Source organism: Streptomyces sp. RB17, assembly GCF_009604455.1.
In the GTDB taxonomy this organism is placed as follows: Bacteria; Actinomycetota; Actinomycetes; order Streptomycetales; family Streptomycetaceae; genus Streptomyces.
On the sequence record NZ_WEGL01000002.1, the window covers coordinates 697,996 to 716,261 of the forward strand.

General features: G+C 70.9%; 16 protein-coding genes. 9 read left to right on the top strand and 7 right to left on the bottom strand.

Features of this window, described 5'->3' with window-relative positions:
- Positions 1-61 precede the first annotated feature (61 nt).
- Genes SRB17_RS10120 through SRB17_RS10130 form a run of 3 tightly spaced genes read left to right on the top strand, consistent with a single transcriptional unit; the run spans position 62 to position 2,414 of the window.
- Positions 62-805 (top strand): ABC transporter permease, encoded by a 744-nt coding sequence (locus tag SRB17_RS10120; RefSeq protein ID WP_323375417.1) that lies wholly within the window; start codon positions 62-64, stop codon positions 803-805.
- Positions 802-1,473 carry an ABC transporter permease gene (locus SRB17_RS10125; RefSeq protein WP_153536916.1) on the top strand — a complete coding sequence of 224 codons (672 nt, stop codon included), beginning with the start codon at positions 802-804 and terminating at the stop codon, positions 1,471-1,473. The genes SRB17_RS10120 and SRB17_RS10125 overlap by 4 nt, the downstream gene beginning before the upstream one ends.
- Positions 1,470-2,414, top strand: a complete 945-nt coding sequence (locus SRB17_RS10130; protein WP_153536917.1) for an ABC transporter substrate-binding protein — start codon at positions 1,470-1,472, stop codon at positions 2,412-2,414. Before SRB17_RS10125 ends, SRB17_RS10130 begins: the two co-directional genes overlap by 4 nt.
- A 34-nt stretch (positions 2,415-2,448) precedes the next feature.
- Here the strand turns inward: SRB17_RS10130 and SRB17_RS10135 are convergent, their stop codons facing one another.
- From SRB17_RS10135 to rhaI, 7 genes are all read right to left on the bottom strand, one after another.
- Positions 2,449-3,603 carry a betaine/proline/choline family ABC transporter ATP-binding protein gene (locus SRB17_RS10135; protein ID WP_153536919.1) on the bottom strand — a complete coding sequence of 385 codons (1,155 nt, stop codon included), beginning with the start codon at positions 3,601-3,603 and terminating at the stop codon, positions 2,449-2,451.
- Positions 3,604-3,702: 99 nt separating this feature from the next.
- Positions 3,703-4,344 carry a lactate utilization protein C gene (locus SRB17_RS10140; protein ID WP_323375250.1) on the bottom strand — a complete coding sequence of 214 codons (642 nt, stop codon included), beginning with the start codon at positions 4,342-4,344 and terminating at the stop codon, positions 3,703-3,705.
- Positions 4,341-5,819 carry a LutB/LldF family L-lactate oxidation iron-sulfur protein gene (locus SRB17_RS10145; protein ID WP_153536921.1) on the bottom strand — a complete coding sequence of 493 codons (1,479 nt, stop codon included), beginning with the start codon at positions 5,817-5,819 and terminating at the stop codon, positions 4,341-4,343. The genes SRB17_RS10140 and SRB17_RS10145 overlap by 4 nt, the downstream gene beginning before the upstream one ends.
- Complete coding sequence (locus tag SRB17_RS10150) at positions 5,816-6,571, bottom strand: (Fe-S)-binding protein (protein ID WP_153536923.1); 756 nt, start codon at positions 6,569-6,571, stop codon at positions 5,816-5,818. Before SRB17_RS10150 ends, SRB17_RS10145 begins: the two co-directional genes overlap by 4 nt.
- A gap of 72 nt (positions 6,572-6,643) precedes the next feature.
- Entirely contained in the window at positions 6,644-8,080 is a 1,437-nt protein-coding gene (locus SRB17_RS10155) for a rhamnulokinase (RefSeq protein ID WP_416237047.1), read from the bottom strand.
- Positions 8,081-8,088: 8 nt separating this feature from the next.
- Positions 8,089-10,128, bottom strand: a complete 2,040-nt coding sequence (locus SRB17_RS10160; RefSeq protein WP_153536926.1) for a bifunctional aldolase/short-chain dehydrogenase — start codon at positions 10,126-10,128, stop codon at positions 8,089-8,091.
- Between the two features lie 139 nt (positions 10,129-10,267).
- Positions 10,268-11,428 carry an L-rhamnose isomerase gene (gene rhaI, locus SRB17_RS10165; RefSeq protein WP_323375251.1) on the bottom strand — a complete coding sequence of 387 codons (1,161 nt, stop codon included), beginning with the start codon at positions 11,426-11,428 and terminating at the stop codon, positions 10,268-10,270.
- Between the two features lie 261 nt (positions 11,429-11,689).
- On the opposite strand from rhaI, the gene SRB17_RS10170 reads away from it, so the two are divergent.
- The 6 genes from SRB17_RS10170 (at position 11,690) to SRB17_RS10195 (ending at position 18,231) form a co-directional block, all read left to right on the top strand.
- Positions 11,690-13,204 (top strand): sugar ABC transporter ATP-binding protein, encoded by a 1,515-nt coding sequence (locus tag SRB17_RS10170; protein WP_153536930.1) that lies wholly within the window; start codon positions 11,690-11,692, stop codon positions 13,202-13,204.
- A 172-nt stretch (positions 13,205-13,376) separates the two neighbouring features.
- Entirely contained in the window at positions 13,377-14,447 is a 1,071-nt protein-coding gene (locus SRB17_RS10175; RefSeq protein ID WP_153536933.1) for an ABC transporter permease, read from the top strand.
- Complete coding sequence (locus SRB17_RS10180; RefSeq protein WP_323375252.1) at positions 14,440-15,429, top strand: ABC transporter permease; 990 nt, start codon at positions 14,440-14,442, stop codon at positions 15,427-15,429. Before SRB17_RS10175 ends, SRB17_RS10180 begins: the two co-directional genes overlap by 8 nt.
- 31 nt (positions 15,430-15,460) lie before the next feature.
- Positions 15,461-16,540 carry a rhamnose ABC transporter substrate-binding protein gene (rhaS, locus tag SRB17_RS10185; RefSeq protein WP_153536935.1) on the top strand — a complete coding sequence of 360 codons (1,080 nt, stop codon included), beginning with the start codon at positions 15,461-15,463 and terminating at the stop codon, positions 16,538-16,540.
- Between the two features lie 18 nt (positions 16,541-16,558).
- On the top strand, positions 16,559-16,879 hold the full coding sequence (locus SRB17_RS10190; protein ID WP_153536937.1) for an L-rhamnose mutarotase: 321 nt from the start codon (positions 16,559-16,561) through the stop codon (positions 16,877-16,879).
- Entirely contained in the window at positions 16,876-18,231 is a 1,356-nt protein-coding gene (locus tag SRB17_RS10195; RefSeq protein ID WP_153536939.1) for a BNR repeat-containing protein, read from the top strand. Before SRB17_RS10190 ends, SRB17_RS10195 begins: the two co-directional genes overlap by 4 nt.
- The last annotated feature ends 35 nt before the right edge of the window (positions 18,232-18,266 follow it).

Sequence of the window (18,266 nt, forward strand, 5' to 3'; positions counted from 1 at the left end):
CGCGTCGAACCCGTAGGGACCAGCACAACGCGCCGACGGGCTCCCGACCCGGTCCAATGAGATCGTGGCGCCCCCGGACGACTGCCTCGCGCGCAACGAGTGGATCTGCGGCGCCTATCTGAGCACCCGCCGCCGGATCCTCCTCGACGCGGTCGTGCAGCACCTCCAGTTGACCGTGCTGTCGGTCCTCATCGGCCTGGCCGTCGCGCTGCCCCTCGCGGTGCTGGCCCGCCGCTGGGGCTGGGCGGCCGGGCCGGTGCTCGCCGTGACGACCATCCTCTACACGATCCCGTCGCTCGCCATGTTCTCCCTGCTCCTGCCCCTGTACGGCCTCTCGGCCACCCTCGTCGTCGCCGGCCTGGTGCTGTACTCGCTGACCCTGCTCGTGCGGAACATCCTCGCCGGCCTGCGCGCCGTCCCCGAGGAGACCCGGCAGGCCGCCCGCGGCCTCGGCTACGGCCCGGTCCGCCTGCTGCTCACCGTGGAACTGCCCCTCGCCCTGCCGGCCGCGATGGCCGGGCTGCGCATCGCCACCGTCTCGGCGGTCTCCCTGGTCACGGTCGGCGCGATCGTCGGCTTCGGCGGGCTCGGCAACCTCATCTACGCGGGCATGAACACCTACTTCAAGGCCCAGGTGCTCACCGCGTCCGTGCTCTGCGTGCTGATCGCCGTCGCCGCCGATCTGCTCCTGCTGGGCGTGCAGTGGCTGATCACGCCGTGGACCAGGGCGGGCCGGGCCCGGGCGCCCGCCGGACCAGGGAGGCCGCGGGCCAGGGTCCCCGGGGCGAAGGCGGGCCGTGCATGAGCACGCTCACCGCGACCTGGCACTGGCTCGCCGACCCCGCAAACTGGTCGGGTGACGACGGCGTCCGGCACCGGCTGCTCCAGCATCTGGTGCTCACCGTGGTCTGCCTCGTCCTGAGCTGTCTGATCGCGCTGCCCGTCGCCCTGGTCCTCGGCCATCTCGGCAGGGGCGGCGCGCTCGCCGTCAACATCTCCAACGTCGGCCGGGCCGTGCCCACGTTCGCCGTGCTGGTCCTGCTGCTCCTCACCCCGGTCGGCAGCTGGGGCGAGGGGCCCACCGTGGTGGCCCTGGTGCTGTTCGCCGTCCCGCCCCTGCTCACCAACGCCTACGTCGGCATGCGCGAGGTCGACCGCGGCGTCGTACAGGCGGCCCGCGGCATGGGGATGACGGGACGGCAGCTGCTGCTGAGGGTGGAGCTGCCCCTCGCGCTGCCGATGATCCTGAACGGGGCGCGGATCGCCGCCGTTCAGCTCGTGGCCACCGCCACCATCGCCGCGCTCGCGGGCGGCGGCGGGCTCGGCCGGATCATCACCGCCGGCTTCAACCTCGCCAGTACGCCCCAGGTGGTCGCGGGCGCCCTGCTCGTCGCCGTGTTCGCGCTCGTCGTCGAGGGCGTTTTCGAGATCGCCGAGCGACTGGCACCGGGGTGGGCGCGGGGTGGCCGATGAGAAGAGCCCTCACCGCCGTCGTGCTGCTCACCCTGCTCACGATCACGGCCTGCACCTCCGGCCCTTCCCTGGAGAACCGCGGCCAGGTCACCGCGTCACCCGGCGACAGCCACCACTTGACCATCGGCTCGGCCGGCTTCACCGAGAGCGATCTGCTCGCCCAGATGTACGCCCAGCTGCTGAACCGGGCCGGCTACCGGACGTCCCTGCTCACCGTCAACAACCGGGAGCTGTACGAACCGGCCCTGGAGTCCGGCCAGATCGACATCGTCCCCGAGTACGCGGCCACCTTCGCCGACTGGCTGAACGCCAAGGCCCACGGCGCCGACGCCGAGCCCGTCGGCTCACCCGACCTCGGCCGGACGATGACCGCCCTGCGCCGGCTCGCCGCACCCCGCGGCCTCACCGTGCTGCCGCCCGGCCGCGCGGTCGACCAGAACGCCTTCGCCGTGCGCGCGGACTACGCCCGCCGGCACGGCCTCGCGACCCTCAGCGACCTCGGCGCGTCGAAGCTGAAGGTGCGCCTCGCGGCCGGCGACGAGTGCGTCCGACGGCCGTACTGCGAACCGGGGCTGAAGAAGGTGTACGGCATCGACATCACCGGCGTCGACCCCAAGGGCGTCGGCACCACGCAGGCCAAGCGGGCCGTGCAGGAGGGCCGGGACCAGATGCTGCTGACCACCACCACGGACGCCACCCTCGACTCCTTCGGACTGGTCCTGCTCGCCGACGACAGACACCTGCAGAACGCCGACTACGTCGTCCCGGTGGTCAACCGCTCCCGGGCGGGCAGCGAACGCGTGGCGAAGGCACTGGGCCGGCTCAACGACGTCCTCACGACCCAGGACCTGGCGCGGCTGAACCAGCAGGTCGACAGCTGGCGCCGGCTGCCCTCGGACGTGGCCCGCGCCTACCTGAAGGACAAGGGTCTGCTGACATGACCCCGAAGGCCGGGGCCTGACGAAGTGACCTGGCTCAGGCATCCGCCACCGAGTCGAACCGTACCTGCCCCCGCGCCACGCCCCGCGCGTCCGCGTCCACCGAGCGGCGCAGCGCCTCATGCAGCTTGGCCGGGGTGAGCACGCCGAGGAAGCGCGCGCCGTCCAGCACCGCGACCCACCCGGCGTCGTACTGGAGCATCATCCCGAACGCCTGCTTGAGCGGCGCGCCGACCGGCACCCACGCGGTCATCCGGTGGGTGAGGTCCGCGACCGTGCCGCCCCGCGCCAGCTCGTCGATGCCGGCCCAGCCGTGCAGATCGTCCTGCGCGTCGAGGACGACGGCCCACCGGGCGCCCTCGGCCCGCAGCCGCTCGACGGCCCGCTCGGCCGGCTCGTCCAGCCGGGCCACGGGCGGCTGTTCCAGGTCGTCCGGCTCGATCACGGTGACCGACAGCCGCTTCAGCCCCCGGTCGGCGCCCACGAAGGAGGCGACGTACGGGGTCGCGGGCGTCCCGAGCACCGCGCCGGGCGTGTCGAACTGCTCGATCCGGCCCTGCCCGTACACGGCGATCCGGTCACCGAGCCGCACCGCCTCCTCGATGTCGTGCGTGACCAGCAGCACGGTCTTGCGCACCGCGGCCTGCATCCGCAGGAACTCGTCCTGCAACTGCTCGCGCACCACCGGGTCGACCGCGCCGAACGGCTCGTCCATCAGCAGCACCGGCGGGTCCGCCGCGAGCGCCCGCGCCACCCCGACCCGCTGCCGCTGTCCGCCGGACAGCTGCTCCGGATAGCGCGGCCCGTACGTCTTCGGATCGAGCCCCACCAGGTCCAGCAGCTCGGCGGCCCGTGCCCGCGCCTTCGCCCGCTTCCAGCCGAGCAGCGCGGGCACGGTCGCGGTGTTGTCCAGGACGGTGCGATGCGGGAACAGGCCCGCCTGCTGGATGACGTACCCGATGCGGCGGCGCAGCCGCACCGGGTCGACCGAGGCGACGTCCTCGCCGTCGACGAAGATCCGCCCGGAGGTCGGCTCGATGAGCCGGTTGACCATCATCATGGTCGTCGTCTTGCCGCAGCCCGACGGACCGACGAGCGTGACCAGTTCTCCCTCGGCCACCTCGAAGGAGAGGTCGTCCACGGCCGTCGTACCGTCCGGATACCGCTTGGTGACCTGCTCGAACCGGATCATGTCCGCACGCTATCGGGGCCGGGCACGCGGCGCGCGGCGGTGGCGTCCGCCGGGTGGCGGGACGCCGGACCCGTTCGGCGGAACGGCACCCACAACGGGTCAGCTGAGCAGGATGACCTCCAGTGTGCGCGGACCGTGCACGCCCTCCACCCGGTCCAGCTCGATGTCGCTGGTCGCCGACGGGCCGGAGATCCAGGTCGACGGGCGGGCAGGGTCGAGGCGTTCGAGGGCCTGCGGGACCGAGGAGACCACCTGGTCCGGGACCCGGACGACACAGATGTGGTGGTCCGGGACGAGCGAGATGCGGCGCCGGCCCTGGTCGGGGGAGCCGTCCAGGACGATCGTGCCGGTCTCGGCGATCGCCACGGCACAGCCCGTCACCACGCTGTCCACCCGGTCCAGGTCGTCAGGGGTGCTGTTCGCCCGGTCGGCGACGCGCGTGGCCCCCGTCTCCGCGAGCCAGTCCGCCGCCGCCCCCGGCGGCACCAGCACCGAGCCGGCCTTCCGGTCGGCCAGCAACCGTGCGATCAGCGAGGGGAGTTCGGCCTCCGTGGCGCGGTGCACGATCGCCCGGTAGTCCGCCAGGTTCTCGGCCAGCAGCTCCACCGTCTGCTCGGTCGTACGGTCGCCGTGCTCACGTAGATAGTCGCGGGGCACGGCCTCCTCGTACGGCCGCTCGTCCGCAGTCACATCGGCGAGCGCGCGCCGCACCCGGCCCAGGATCCGTTCCCTGCTGCTCACTTGGTGCCGTCCTTTCCGCCGCTGGTGCGCTGCCACCAGTCCCGGAAGGGTTCCGCCGGTACGGCGGGCAGGTCCCGGGTGCCGCTCCAGGCCTTGCCCGGGCCCGGCAGGGTACGAGGGTGCAGCCGGCGGGTGCGGGAGGCGAGCCGCTGGCCGGTGCGCAGGGCGCCGGGGTGGGTGAACGCCCAGCGTGCCGCGCGCATGGCCGCCCGCTCGGCCGCGTGTCCCTTGGCCGGTTTCAGCATCACCTTGTTGCCCTGCCGTACCGCCGGACCGCCCTCCACGACCCGCTCCCGCAGATGCACCAGCACCTCGGGGATGTCGATGGCGACCGGGCAGACCTCGTAGCAGGCGCCGCACAGACTCGACGCGTACGGCAGGGAGGCGTCGATGTCGCTTGCCGTTCCCCGGAGTTGGGGGCTGAGGATCGCGCCGATCGGGCCCGGATACACCGATCCGTAGGCGTGGCCGCCCGCACGCTCGTACACCGGGCACACATTCAGGCAGGCCGAGCAGCGGATGCAGCGCAGGGCCTGCCGGCCGACCTGGTCGGCGAGGGTGTCGGTGCGGCCGTTGTCGAGCAGGACGAGGTGGAAGGCGGTCGGTCCGTCGTCGTCCGTGGTGCCGGTCCACATCGACGTGTACGGGTTCATGCGCTCGGCGGTGGAGGAGCGGGGCAGGGTCTGCAGGAAGACTTCGAGGTCCCGCCAGGTGGGGACGATCTTCTCGATGCCGACGACCGAGATCAGGGTCTCCGGCAGGGTCAGGCACATCCGGCCGTTGCCCTCGGACTCGACGACGACGAGGGTGCCGGTCTCGGCGACCATGAAGTTGGCGCCGGAGATGCCGACCTTGGCGCGCAGGAACTTCTCCCGCAGATGCAGCCTGGCGGCCTCGGCGAGTTCGGCGGGGGTGTCGGTCAGCCCCTCGGGCGCGGGACGGCCCCACTCGCCCATCTCCGCGCGGAAGATGTCCCGGATCTCGCCCCGGTTGCGGTGGATGGCGGGGACGAGGATGTGGGAGGGCCGGTCCTTGCCCAACTGTACGATCAGCTCGGCGAGATCGGTCTCGTAGGCGCGGATGCCCTCTTCGAGAAGGGCTTCGTTGAGCCCGATCTCCTGCGTGGCCATCGACTTGACCTTGACGACCTCCGACTCGCCGGTCTCCTTGACGAGTTCGGCGACGATCCGGTTGGCCTCCTCGGCGTCGGCGGCCCAGTGGACCGTACCGCCCGCAACCGTGACCGACTCCTCCAACTGGACCAGATAGCGGTCGAGATGGCGCAGGGTGTGGTCCTTGATGCGACGGCCCGCCTCGCGCAGCTCCGCCCAGTCGTCCAACTCGGCCACCGCGCGGGCCCGTTTGGCGCGGATGGTGTGCGTGGCGTGCCGCAGATTGCCGCGCAGGGTCGTGTCGGCCAGGGCGTCGTGAGCCGCCTTCGGGAAGGCCGGCATGCCGACGAACGTTCCGCTCATGCCGCCGGTTCCTCCTCCGTGCTCGCCAGGATCTCCGCGATGTGCACCGGCCGCATGTCCGTCCGCAGCCGGCTCATCGTGCCACCGATGTGCATCAGACACGAGTTGTCGGCCGCGCACAGCACCTGCGCGCCCGTCGACTCGGCGTTGCGGACCTTGTCCGTGCCCATGGCCGCCGAGACCTCGGCGTTCTTCACCGCGAACGTGCCCCCGAAACCACAGCACTCCTCGGCGCCCGGCAACTCGACCAGCTCCAGCGCCTTCACGGCCTGCAGGAGCCGGCGCGGCCGGTCGCCGAGCCCGAGGGAGCGCAGGCCGTGGCAGGTGGGGTGGTACGTGACCGTGTGCGGGTAGTAGGCGCCGACGTCCGTCACCCCGAGCACGTCCACCAGGAACTCCGTCAGCTCGTACGTCTTGGGCACCACCGGCGCCAGCGTCCGCGCCAACGCGTCCCCCCGCCCCTCGGCAAGCGCCCGCTCGCCCATGCGCGGATACAGCTCCCGGACCATCGCCCCGCACGATCCGGAGGGAGTCACGATCGCGTCGTACTCGCGGAAGACATCGGAGAAGTGCCGGGCCAGCGGCTCGGCCTCATGCCGGTAACCGGTGTTGTAGTGCGCCTGCCCGCAGCAGCTCTGACCCATCGGGAAGTCGATGTCGACACCCAGTCTGGCCAGCAGCTTCACCACGGCACGGCCGGTGTCCGGATAGAGCGTGTCGTTGACACAGGTCAGGAACAGGGCGACACGCATCGCGGCTCCTCGGGATCGGTCATCGGACGAGTGCAGGGTAGTAGGCGAATTCCGCCGAGGGGAGACCGCCGCTCACCGCGTGGCGAGCCGCGCCTCGGCCTCCCGCCAGCGCGCGCCGTCGCCACGGGGCGCGTACCGGGTCAGCGGCTGGGTACGGGTGAGCAGCCGGCGCATCGCGGCCAGGTCGCCGACGACGCCGTGGGCGCGGGCCTGGACCAGGACGTTGCCGAGGGCCGCCGCCTCCGTCGCGCCGGCGACCACGGGCAGCCCGCAGGCGTCGGCGGTCAACTGGCACAGCAGCGCGTTGCGGGTGCCGCCGCCGACGAGGTACACCACGTCGACCGGGTGGTCGGCCAGCCGCTGCGCGTCCTCGACGGCCCGCCGGTGCGCGAGGGCCAGCGAGTCCAGGATGCACCGGGTGACCTCGGCCCGCGTGACCGGCACCGGCTGCCCTGACGCCCGGCACGCCTCGGCGATCCGCTCCGGCATCCGACCCGGCGCCAGGAACCGCTCGTCCCCGGCGTCCACCACCGAGCGCAGCGTCTGCACCGCCCCGGCCTCGCGCAACAGCTGCTCCAAGTCCGGCTCGCCCCAGACGCGTTGGCACTCCTGGAGCAGCCACAGTCCCATGATGTTGCGCAGATACCGGACCGTGCCGTCGAGCCCCAGTTCGTTGGTGAAGTTCGCGGCCCGGCTCTCCTCGGTGAGCACCGGAGCGGTCAGCTCCAGGCCCGCCAGGGACCAGGTGCCGGTGCAGATGTAGGCGAAGGGCTCGCCGGTGGCAGGGACGGCGGCCACCGCGGAGGCGGTGTCGTGCGAGCCGACGGCCGTCACCGGCACGGGACCGGCCAGCCCGGTCTCCTCCAGCACCTCCGGCCGCAGCAGCCCGGCCGGATCGCCGGGCCGGCGCAGCGGCGCGAACAGACCGAGGTCGACACCGAGCCGCTCGGCGATGTCGTACGACCACGTCCGCGTCCGGGGATCGACGAGCTGGGTGGTGGAGGCGTTGGTCAGCTCGGTGCCCTGCTCGCCGGTCAGCCAGTACGACACCAGATCCGGGATCAGCAAAAGCCGCTCGGCATGAGCGAGTTGGGTGGTCGAGCGGGCGGCCACGAGCTGATACAGGGTGTTGAACGGGGCGTACTGGATGCCCGTCGCCGCATACAGCTCCCCGGCCGGCACGGTCGCCCACACCTTCTCCGCGACCCCCTCGGTGCGGGCGTCGCGATAGTGCACCGGGTTGCCCAGCAGGGCCCCGTCGGCGTCCAGCAGGCCGTAGTCCACGGCCCAGCTGTCGATGCCGACCGAGTCCACCCGGCCGGCCGCCCGAAGCCCGTCCAGGACACCGCCGTACAACGCGAGGATGTCCCAGCGCAGCCCCTCGGGCGTGCGCACCGGCCGGTTGGGAAAGCGGTGTGCCTCGCTCAGCTCCAGCGAGTCCGGGCTCACCCGGCCCACCATCACCCGCCCGCTGGAGGCGCCCAGGTCGACCGCGGCGTACGCCTTCACGAGCCCGCTCACCGCAGGAACGCGGCCGCCACACCCGCGTCGACCGGGACGTGCAGCCCGGTGGTGTGGGTGAGATCGCCGCCGGTCAGCGCGAGGACGGCGTTCGCGACATGCTCCGGCAGCACCTCCCGCTTGAGGAGGGTCCGCTGGGCGTAGAACTCGCCCAGCTTCTCCTCCGGCACCCCGTACACCGCGGCCCGCTGCGCGCCCCAGCCGCCCGCGAAGATCCCCGAGCCGCGCACCACACCGTCCGGGTTGACCCCGTTGACCCGGATGCCGTGCTCACCCAACTCTGCGGCCAGCAGCCGCACTTGATGCGCTTGGTCGGCCTTGGTGGCGGAGTAGGCGATGTTGTTCGGCCCGGCGAAGACCGCGTTCTTGGAGGCGATGTAGACGATGTCGCCGCCCAGCCCCTGCGCGATCATCACCCGCGCCGCCTCCCGCGAGACCAGGAAGGAACCGCGGGCCATGATGTCGTGCTGCAGGTCCCAGTCGCGCGCCGAGGTCTCCAGCAGCGGCTTGGAGACGGAGATCCCGGCGTTGTTGACGACCAGGTCGACACCGCCGAAGGCGAGCACCGCCGCCTCGAAGGCCGCCGCGATCTGCTCCTCGGACGTGACGTCGACGGTGACCGCGACCGCCTTGTCCGGCCCGCCCAGCTCCTCGGCCACGGCGGCCGCGTTCTCGGCGTTCAGGTCGGCGACGACGACACCCGCACCCTCGGCCACCAGCCGGTGCGCGATGGCCCTCCCGATCCCGCTGCCCGCCCCGGTCACCAGCGCCACCCGGGTCGCCAGCGGCTTCGGCCTCGGCATCCGCCGGAGCTTGGCCTCCTCCAGCGCCCAGTACTCGATGCGGAACTTCTCCGACTCCTCGATCGGCGCATACGCCGACACCGCTTCCGCCCCGCGCATCACATGGATGGCGTTGACGTAGAACTCACCGGCCACGCGCGCGGTCTGCTTGTCCTTGCCGAAGCTGAACATGCCCACGCCCGGCACGAGCACGATCGCCGGGTCGGCGCCGCGCATCGCGGGCGAGTCGGGCAGGGCGTGCCGCTCGTAGTAGGCGGCGTACTCCTCCCGGTACCCGGCGTGCAGCTCCTTCAGCCGGGCCACGGCATCCGCCGGCGGCGCGGTCGGCGGCACGTCCAGTACCAGCGGGCGCACCTTGGTCCGCAGGAAGTGGTCCGGGCACGACGTGCCCAGGGCCGCGAGCCGCGGATGCTCCGCGCGGGCGAGGAACTCCAGCACGACGTCGGAGTCGTCGAAGTGCCCGACCTGCGGCTTGTCCTGCGAGGCGACGGCCCGGACGTACGGCGCCAGCGCCGCCGCCCGTGCCCGCCGCTCGGCCTCGGGCAGGGCCTCGTACCCCTCGATCACCGGTCCGAAGGGTTCCGGCTTCCCGCGCTCGGCGAGAAAGGCCTCGGCGGTACGGATGATGTGCAGCGAGTTGCGCTCGCACTCCTCGGACGTCTCACCCCACGCCGTGATCCCGTGCCCGCCCAGAATGCAGCCGATCGCCTGCGGGTTGGCCTCCTTGACGGCCGCGATGTCCAGCCCGAGCTGGAAGCCGGGCCGCCGCCAAGGCACCCACACCACCGTGTCCCCGAAACACTCGGCGGTCAGCTTCTCCCCGTCGGCCGCGCAGGCGAGCGCGATCCCCGAGTCAGGGTGCAGATGATCGACGTGCGGGGCTTCGACGAGCCCGTGCATGGCCGTGTCGATGGAGGGAGCCGCCCCGCCCTTGCCGTGCAGGCAGTAGTCGAAGGCGGCGACCATCTCGTCCTCGCGCTCGACGCCCGGGTACACCCCCTTCAGCGCCCGCAGCCGGTCCAGCCGCAGCACGGCGAGCCCGGCCTCGGTGAGCGTCCCGAGGTCACCGCCGGACCCCTTGACCCACATCAGCTCCACGTCCCCGCCGGTCACGGGATCGGTGGCGGTGCCCTTGGCGGACGCGTTGCCGCCGGCGTAGTTGGTGTTGCGGGGATCGGAGCCGAGCCGATGGGAACGGGAGAGGAGGGCGGCGGCTTCGGGGTGGGTGGACATGGAGGTTCCTTACTTCTCGAAAGAGGTTGAGCGGATTCCCTGAGGGGCGCGGGGCTGTATCCATTTGCGGCCCCGCCGCGTGGTCGCGACAGGCCACGACGGCCCCGCAGCCCGCGACGAAACAGAACAGCGCAGACGCTTACGCGCCCCAGCCGGCCTGCTGCCCGCCAACCCGCTCGGCAACGATCTTCTCGGCCCACCCCGACCGGCGGTACGCGGCAATGGGATCGGCATCCAACCCCATCTCCTCGCGAACCTCACGAAGCAGCGGCCGTACATCGGTGTTGTACGCATCCATGAGCACGGCGTTCGCCCCGAGCACATCCCCCGCGGCCTGCGCCGCGGCCAACGCCGACCGGTCGACCAGCAGCGCCTTCGCCGTGGCCTCCTGCACGTTCATCACGGAGCGGATGATCGCCGGAATCTTCGCCTCGATGTTGTGGCACTGATCGAGCATGAACGCGACGCCCGGCCCGAACCCGCCCCCACCAACGACCTCGTACATGATCCGGAACAGCTGGAAGGGATCGGCCGCCCCGACCATCAGGTCGTCGTCGGCGTAGAACCGCGAGTTGAAGTCGAACCCACCGAGCTTCCCCTCCCGCAGCAGCGTCGCCACGATGAACTCGATGTTGGTCCCCGGCGCATGATGCCCGGTGTCGACCACGACCTGCGCCTTCGGGCCCAGCTTCAGACAGTGCGCGTACGCCGTCCCCCAGTCCGGCACATCGGTCGTGTAGAAGGCCGGCTCGAAGAACTTGTACTCCAGCAGCATCCGCTGCCCGTCCCCGAGCCGCTCGTACACCTCGGCCAGCCCCTCCGCGAGGCGGTCCTGCCGGGCCCGGATGTCGTCCTGCCCCGGATAGTTCGTCCCGTCCGCGAACCACAGCTTCAGATCGGCGGAGCCCGTCGCGTCCAGGATGTCGACGCACTCCAGCAGATGATCGAGCGCCTTTCGGCGCACCGCCGCGTCCGGATGACAGATGCTGCCCAGCTTGTAGTCGTCGTCCTGGAAGGTGTTCGAGTTGATCGCACCGAGCCTCACCCCCCGCTCCTCGGCGAACTTGGCCAGCGCGGCGTAGTCCTCGACCCTGTCCCAGGGGATGTGCAGGGCAACGGTCGGCGCGACGCCGGTGAACGCGTGCACCGTGGCCGCGTCCTCGAGCTTCTCCTGCGGCGTCCGGGGCACACCGGCCTGCGCGAACACCTTGAAGCGCGTCCCCGAGTTCCCGTACGCCCACGACGGCGTCTCGACGGCCTGGGTCTTGAGCGCGGCCTTCACCGCGGCGAGGTCGGTCACTTCGGGCTCCTGTGGCATCGGGCCTGAAAGGCTTTCGTGAAACGATTCAGAACGCGAAGCTATGAGCCCTCCGCAGGTGTGTCAAGCCCTGCGGCCAGGCCTGTTTTCCGTGACCCGGGAGTGGCCTTCGGCTATCGAAATTTTTTCGAGCGATAGCCATTGACGTGACATGTCTGCCATGCCTAACGTCCCGGCCATCCAGTTGAAACCTTTCACGACGCTGCGACGGCCTCTCCCGCCGACGCTGTCGAGGAGCCACCCATGACCCACCCGTCCGAAACGGGACCGGCCCCGGTGCTGGCACTGAGGGACGTCGCCAAGTCCTTCGGCGCCGTACGCGCCCTGCGGGGCGTCTCCCTCGAACTGTTCGCCGGTGAGGTGCACGCCCTCGCCGGTGAGAACGGCGCGGGCAAGTCGACCCTGATCAAGACGCTTGCCGGAGTGCACCGTCCGGATGCCGGCCAGGTGCTGCTCGACGGTGAGCCCGTCCAGTTCCACGGGCCCGGTGAAGCCCGCGACGCCGGGATCGCCGTGATCTACCAGGAGCCCACGCTCTTTCCCGACCTGTCGATCGCCGAGAACATCTTCATGGGCCGCCAGCCCCGGCGTGCGCTCGGCCGTATCGACCACAAGGCCACCCGCGACGCCACCGCCGCCCTGATGAAGCGGCTCGGCGTCGACCTCGACCCCGACCGCCCCGCACGCGGTCTGTCCATCGCCGACCAGCAGATCGTCGAGATCGCCAAGGCGCTCTCGTTCGACGCTCGGGTCCTGATCATGGACGAGCCCACCGCGGCCCTCACCGGCAGCGAGGTCGCCCGGCTCTTCGGAGTCGTGCGCACCCTGCGCGAACAGGGTGCGGCGGTGCTGTTCATCTCCCACCGGCTGGAGGAGATCTTCGAGCTCTGCCAGAAGGTGACCACCCTGCGCGACGGCGCCCGGATCGCCGGCGAGCCGCTGGCCGGAATGACCGAGGACGACCTGGTCCGCCGGATGGTCGGCCGCGACCTCGACGAGCTCTACCCCAAGCAGGCGGTGGAGCCGGGCGAGGTGGCCTTGAGCGTCCGCCGGCTGACCCGCGAGGGCGTCTTCACGGACGTCTCCTTCGAGGTGCGGCACGGTGAGATCGTCGGTGTCGCCGGGCTGGTCGGCGCCGGCCGTACCGAGGTCGCCCGCGCGGTGTTCGGCGTCGACCGCTGGGACGCCGGGGAGGTGGAGGTCGACGGCCGGAAGCTCACCAACGGCGCGCCGTCCACCGCGATGGCCGCCGGGCTCGCCCTCGTCCCCGAGGACCGGCGCGCGCAGGGCCTGGTGATGGACATGTCCATCGAGCGGAACATCGGCCTGACCGGGCTGCGGACGACCGTGCGGGCCGGGCTGGTGGACCGGGGTGCCGAGCGCAGCCGGTCGCTGGACTGGGCGCTGAAGCTCCAGGTGAAGTACGCCCGGATCGCCGACGCCGTCTCCACGCTCTCCGGCGGCAACCAGCAGAAGGTGGTCCTCGCCAAGTGGCTGGCCACCGACCCCAAGGTGCTGATCGTCGACGAGCCCACCCGGGGCATCGACGTCGGCACCAAGGCCGAAGTGCACCGGCTGCTGTCGCAGCTCGCCGCCGACGGGGTGGCGGTGCTGATGATCTCCTCCGACCTGCCGGAGATCCTCGGCATGGCCGACCGGGTGCTGGTCATGCACGAGGGCCGGCTCACCGCCGAGATCCCCCGTTCCGACGCCACCGAGGAGACCGTGATGGCCGCAGCCACCGGGAGGGCCGCGTGAGCGACGCGCGCATCGAAACAGCCTGCGCGCAGCGCAGTCGCCTGAGGGCGGTGGCGGGAGACGGGCGGGACGCCGGGCCGCAGACAACGACGACGGCCGCGCCTCTGCGCGACGCCCGCGGAGACGGGGGTGCCCCCGGCCGAAGGCTGGGGGAGAACGAAAGGGGCGGAGCATGACGGTGACCACGCCGAACCCCACCCCCCTCGCCGAGGTGCCCCGCTCCAGCGGCACCCGTCTGGTCGATCGCGTCTTCAAGATGCGCGAACTCGCCATCCTGGTCGTCTTCCTGGTGATGATCGCGGTCACGCAGGCGGGCAACAGCGAGTTCCTGTCCGAGCAGGGCATCAAGGACCTGCTGCTGAACGCGACCATCCTGGTCCTGGTCGCCACCGGCCAGTCGCTGGTGGTCATCACCCGCAACGTCGACCTGTCCGTCGGTTCCACCCTCGGCATCAGCGCCTTCGTCGCCGGCACCTATCTGCACGGCGGCGGCAACGCCGTCGTCGCGATCGTCCTCGCGGTGCTGCTCGGCATCGGCTTCGGCCTGGTGAACGGCCTGCTGGTCAGCCTCGGCCAGGTGCCCGCCCTCGTCGTCACCCTGGGCACGCTGTACATCATCCGCGGCATCGACTCCATCTGGGTCGGCTCCCGCCAGATCACCGCGGCCGACCTCCCCGCAGGCTTCGTCGACTTCGGCTCCGGCGGCATCTCCGCCGTGCCGTACCTGGCGCTCATCGCCCTCGCCGTACTGGTCGCCACCGCCTACTACCTCAAACACTTCGGCAGCGGCCGCGAGCTGTACGCCCTCGGCTCCAACCCGGAGGCCGCCCGCCTCGCCGGCATCCCCGTCCGCAAGCGCATCCTGCTGGCGTACACCTTCTGCGGCGCTCTGGCCGGCCTCGCCGGAGCCATGTACCTGGCCCGGTTCGGCAATGTCGACTCCGGCACCGGAAACGGCTACGAACTCACCGTCGTCAGCGCGGTCGTCGTCGGCGGAGTCGTCTTCACCGGCGGCTCGGGAAGCGTGTACGGCGCCGCGCTCGGCGCCCTGCTGCTGACCTCCGTCAACAGTGTCCTGCCCGCGCTCGGCGTCAGCTCCGTGTGGGTCCTCGCCATCAACGGCGTGCTGCTCCTGCTGGCCATCGCCGTCGACCGGATCGTCGCGGTGCGGGTGGCGGCCGCCCTGAAGAAGAGGTCGGCTTCAGAGAAGTCCGCCGTACAGAAGGGGGAGGCTCGTGCCTGAGTCCCTGACCCGTGCCGTCCGCTGGGACACGGTCGTCGGCGCCCTGCTGATCGTCCTGCTCCTGCTGTCCTTCTCCTTCGTCGACGGCTTCGGCAATGCCCTGAACCTGTCGTTCCTGATCGGCAACACCCTGCCCATCGCGCTGATCGCGCTGCCGATGACACTGCTGGTCGTGTCCGGTGAGATCGACCTGTCGGTGGCCTCCACGGCCGGCCTGTCCGGCGCGGTGATGGGCAAGCTGTGGAACGAGGGCATGGCCATCGAGACGATCATCCCGCTGTGCCTGCTGCTCGGGGTGGCGTGCGGTCTGGTCAACGGCCTGCTGGTGACCAGGCTCGGACTGCCGTCCCTCGCCGTCACCATCGGCACCCTCGCCGCCTACCGGGGCATCGCCCAGATCGTCCTCGGCTCCGACGCCGTGACCGACTTTCCCAGCCAGTACCTCGACTTCGCCGCCGGACGGCTGGGGAACTCGTTCCTCCCGCAGGCCTTCCTGCCCTTCCTGGTGCTGCTCGCCATCGCCGTCGTCGTCCTGCACGCCACTCCCTTCGGGCGGTCGCTGTTCGCGATCGGCGCCGGCGAGGAGGCCGCCCGGTTCGCCGGCATCCGGGTCAAGCGGGCCAAACTCCTGCTGTTCGTCGTCACCGGCTTCATGGCCTCCCTCACCGGAGTCTTCTGGGCCCTGCACTACGCCAGCGCCCGCTACGACAACGCCACCGGCCTCGAACTCTCCGTCGTCGCGGCGGTGTTGCTCGGGGGCATCGACTTCGACGGCGGCAAGGGCACACTCGGCGGCGCGATCGCCGGTGTGTTCCTGCTCGGCGCGCTGCAGAACGTGATGAGCCTCCTGAACGTCTCCGCCCAGTCGCAGATCGTCGTCACCGGCGTCCTGCTCGTCGTGTCCGTGCTCGGCCCCCGGGTCGCGCGCCAGATCTCCGTCGCGAGGGTGGGCCGTAGAGCGGCCTCGACTCCGACCTCGTAAGCCCTCCCATCCTCGTAAAGGACCCTCCGCCATGCGCAAGCCATCCCTCCGCCGCAGCTGCGCCGCCCTCGCCGCCGGCACCTCCCTCGCCCTCGCCCTCACCGCCTGTGGCGGCACCACCAAGAACGACGTCAAGAACGACGACAACTCCGCCGCCTCCGCCGGCAAGGCCGATCCGAACGCCGCCACCAAGAAGGGGCTCACCGTCGGTTTCCTGCCCAAGCAGGTGAACAACCCGTACTTCACCACCGCCGACAAGGGCGGCGAGAAGGCTCTCGCCGAACTCGGGTCCACGTACAAGGAGGTCGGCCCCTCCAGCGCCACCGACACCGCCGGGCAGGTGAGTTATGTCAACACGCTCACCCAGCAGCAGGTGAACGCGATGGCCGTCTCCGCGCAGGACCCGGGCGCCCTGTGCACCGCGCTGAAGCAGGCCATGAAGAACGGCATCAAGGTCGTCAGCTACGACTCCGACACCACCCCCGGCTGCCGCAACGCCTTCGTCTCGCAGGCGTCCGCCGAGGACCTCGGCCGTACCGAGGTCCAGCTGCTCGCCCAGCAGATCGGCTACAAGGGCCAGATCGCGATCCTGTCCGCCGCCCAGACCGCCACGAACCAGAACACCTGGATCGGGTACATGAAGGACGAGCTGAAGGACCCGAAGTACAAGAACGTCAAGCTGGTCAAGATCGCGTACGGCAACGACGACGCCCAGCAGTCCTTCCAGCAGACCCAGGGCCTGCTCCAGCAGTACCCGAACCTGAAGGGCATCATCTCCCCGACCACCGTCGGCATCAAGGCCGCCGCCCAGTACCTGTCCGGCTCCAAGTACAAGGGCAAGGTCAAGCTGACCGGTCTCGGCACCCCGAACGACATGCGCAAGTACGTCAAGAACGGCACCGTGGACGGCTTCGAGCTGTGGGACCCGGCCAAGCTCGGCGACCTCGCCGCCCGCACCGCAGTCGCACTGGCCTCGGGACAGATCACCGGCAAGGAGGGCGAGACCTTCAAGGCCGGCGGTACGACGTACACCATCGGCAAGGACGGTGTGATCAGCCTGGGCAAGCCGACCGTGTTCGACGCCAAGAACATCGACCAGTTCAACTTCTAGGGAAGCGGGGTGTTGTTGATGCAGCGCGTGTGTTTCCTGCTGAAGGTCAGGGCGGACCGTCTCGACGAGTACCGTGAGCGGCACGCGGCCGTCTGGCCGGAGATGCTCGACGCCCTGAAGGCGACCGGCTGGCACAACTACTCGCTGTTCCTGCGCGAGGACGGCCTGCTCGTCGGCTACCTGGAGACCGAGGACTTCGCCGCCGCCCAGGCACGCATGGAGGCGACCGAGGTCAACGCGCGCTGGCAGGCGCGGATGGCGCCGTTCTTCGAGTCGCTGGACGGCGCCCGGCCCGACGAGGCCATGAAACCGCTCACGGAAATATTCCACCTGTCATGACCGCCGCCGTAAGCGGGCTCGCGGCCCCCGGGATCACCCGGCTCGGCCGTACCCTCCTCGACGCCCGGGCCCTGTACTTCGTGTCGTACGACGGCCTCGTCAACAACAACTCCTTCCAGAAGAACGGCCTGTTCACCCACCGGGGCCGGCAGTACGCGGCCTGGTACTCGGCCGACCGCAGCGCGACCGTCGCCCGCCGCACCCCGGATGCGGGGGAGTGGGCGACGGTGACCCTCGACCACCGGCTCAAGAGCGACGACTCCCACAACGTGATCGCGATGGGCGCCTCGCGGACCGACGGCCGGCTGCACCTGGTCATGGACGCGCACAGCGACGGCTTCTTCTACGTGAAGTCCGTCGCCGGCCTCCTCGACGGCGAGCCACCCTGGACCCCGGCCGCCTTCGGACCCGTACGGACCACCCTCGACGGACTCGCGCTCACCCCGCGCTTCACCTACCCGCAGTTCGTCTCCACCCCCGAGGGCAGGCTCCAGCTCGGCTACCGGGCCGGGATCTCCGGCGACGGCCGCAACGCCCTCGCGGAGTACGACGGTTCGGCGTGGACTGCGCTCGGGCAGTGGAGCAGCTCGACGGGCACGTATTCCAGCGCGCACGGCTCCAGCACCGCCCGCAGCATGTACCTGCACGGCCTCGACTACGACACCCACGGCCGGCTGCACTGCTTCTTCACCTGGCGCGAGCGGAACGCCTCCGTGACGTGCAGCGGCGGCGGCCTGAGCAACCACGACACCGGTTACGTCGTCTCCGCCGACCGCGGGCGGACCTGGCGCAACGACGCCGGTGTGCTCGTGGGCACCACCGGCGGCCCGGACCAGGTCGCCGTGGACGGTCCCGGGCTGGTGGTGGACCCACTCCCACCCGACCACTGTCTGATGAACCAGGAGAGCCAGGCCGTCGACTCGGCCGGCCGGCCGCACGCCGTCATCAGTCACGTCCCCGGCCGCTTCGGGCCGTGCACCACGGACTACGCCGCCGACCGCAAGGCCCACGGGCGCGCCTTCCACCTCCGCAAGAACGCCTCCGGCACCTGGCAGAAGACCGAGATCCCGGTCCCGCTGAACTCCAGTCAGCGCACCAAGCTCGTCCTGGACCGGTACGACAACGCTTACGTGGTCCTTCCGTTCGGCCGGATCGCCGCCGCGTCCAAGGCCTCCGGGTACACCGACTGGACCCTGTTGTACGACGGCGGTGACCTGAACGCCTTCGGCGAGGTGGTGATCGACGAGACGCGGATCCGGTCGGACGGCGTCCTGTCCTTCATGTACCAGGAGAAGTCCACCGGTACGACGCCCTCGCCCCTGTACGTGGCCGACTTCGCGCTGCCGGCATGACGGTAATGTGAAGGTCGTCCCGCCGCCCCTCATCT

Excerpts from the sequence above, each read along its gene's own strand:
- SRB17_RS10145 (WP_153536921.1), bottom strand. The coding sequence starts at position 5,819 with ATGAGCGGAACGTTCGTCGGCATGCCGGCCTTCCCGAAGGCGGCTCAC.
- rhaS (WP_153536935.1), top strand. The coding sequence starts at position 15,461 with ATGCGCAAGCCATCCCTCCGCCGCAGCTGCGCCGCCCTCGCCGCCGGC.
- SRB17_RS10160 (WP_153536926.1), bottom strand. The coding sequence starts at position 10,128 with ATGTCCACCCACCCCGAAGCCGCCGCCCTCCTCTCCCGTTCCCATCGG.
- SRB17_RS10125 (WP_153536916.1), top strand. The coding sequence starts at position 802 with ATGAGCACGCTCACCGCGACCTGGCACTGGCTCGCCGACCCCGCAAAC.
- SRB17_RS10150 (WP_153536923.1), bottom strand. The coding sequence starts at position 6,571 with ATGCGTGTCGCCCTGTTCCTGACCTGTGTCAACGACACGCTCTATCCG.
- SRB17_RS10135 (WP_153536919.1), bottom strand. The coding sequence starts at position 3,603 with ATGATCCGGTTCGAGCAGGTCACCAAGCGGTATCCGGACGGTACGACG.
- SRB17_RS10130 (WP_153536917.1), top strand. The coding sequence starts at position 1,470 with ATGAGAAGAGCCCTCACCGCCGTCGTGCTGCTCACCCTGCTCACGATC.
- SRB17_RS10190 (WP_153536937.1), top strand. The coding sequence starts at position 16,559 with ATGCAGCGCGTGTGTTTCCTGCTGAAGGTCAGGGCGGACCGTCTCGAC.
- SRB17_RS10175 (WP_153536933.1), top strand. The coding sequence starts at position 13,377 with ATGACGGTGACCACGCCGAACCCCACCCCCCTCGCCGAGGTGCCCCGC.
- SRB17_RS10195 (WP_153536939.1), top strand. The coding sequence starts at position 16,876 with ATGACCGCCGCCGTAAGCGGGCTCGCGGCCCCCGGGATCACCCGGCTC.
- SRB17_RS10170 (WP_153536930.1), top strand. The coding sequence starts at position 11,690 with ATGACCCACCCGTCCGAAACGGGACCGGCCCCGGTGCTGGCACTGAGG.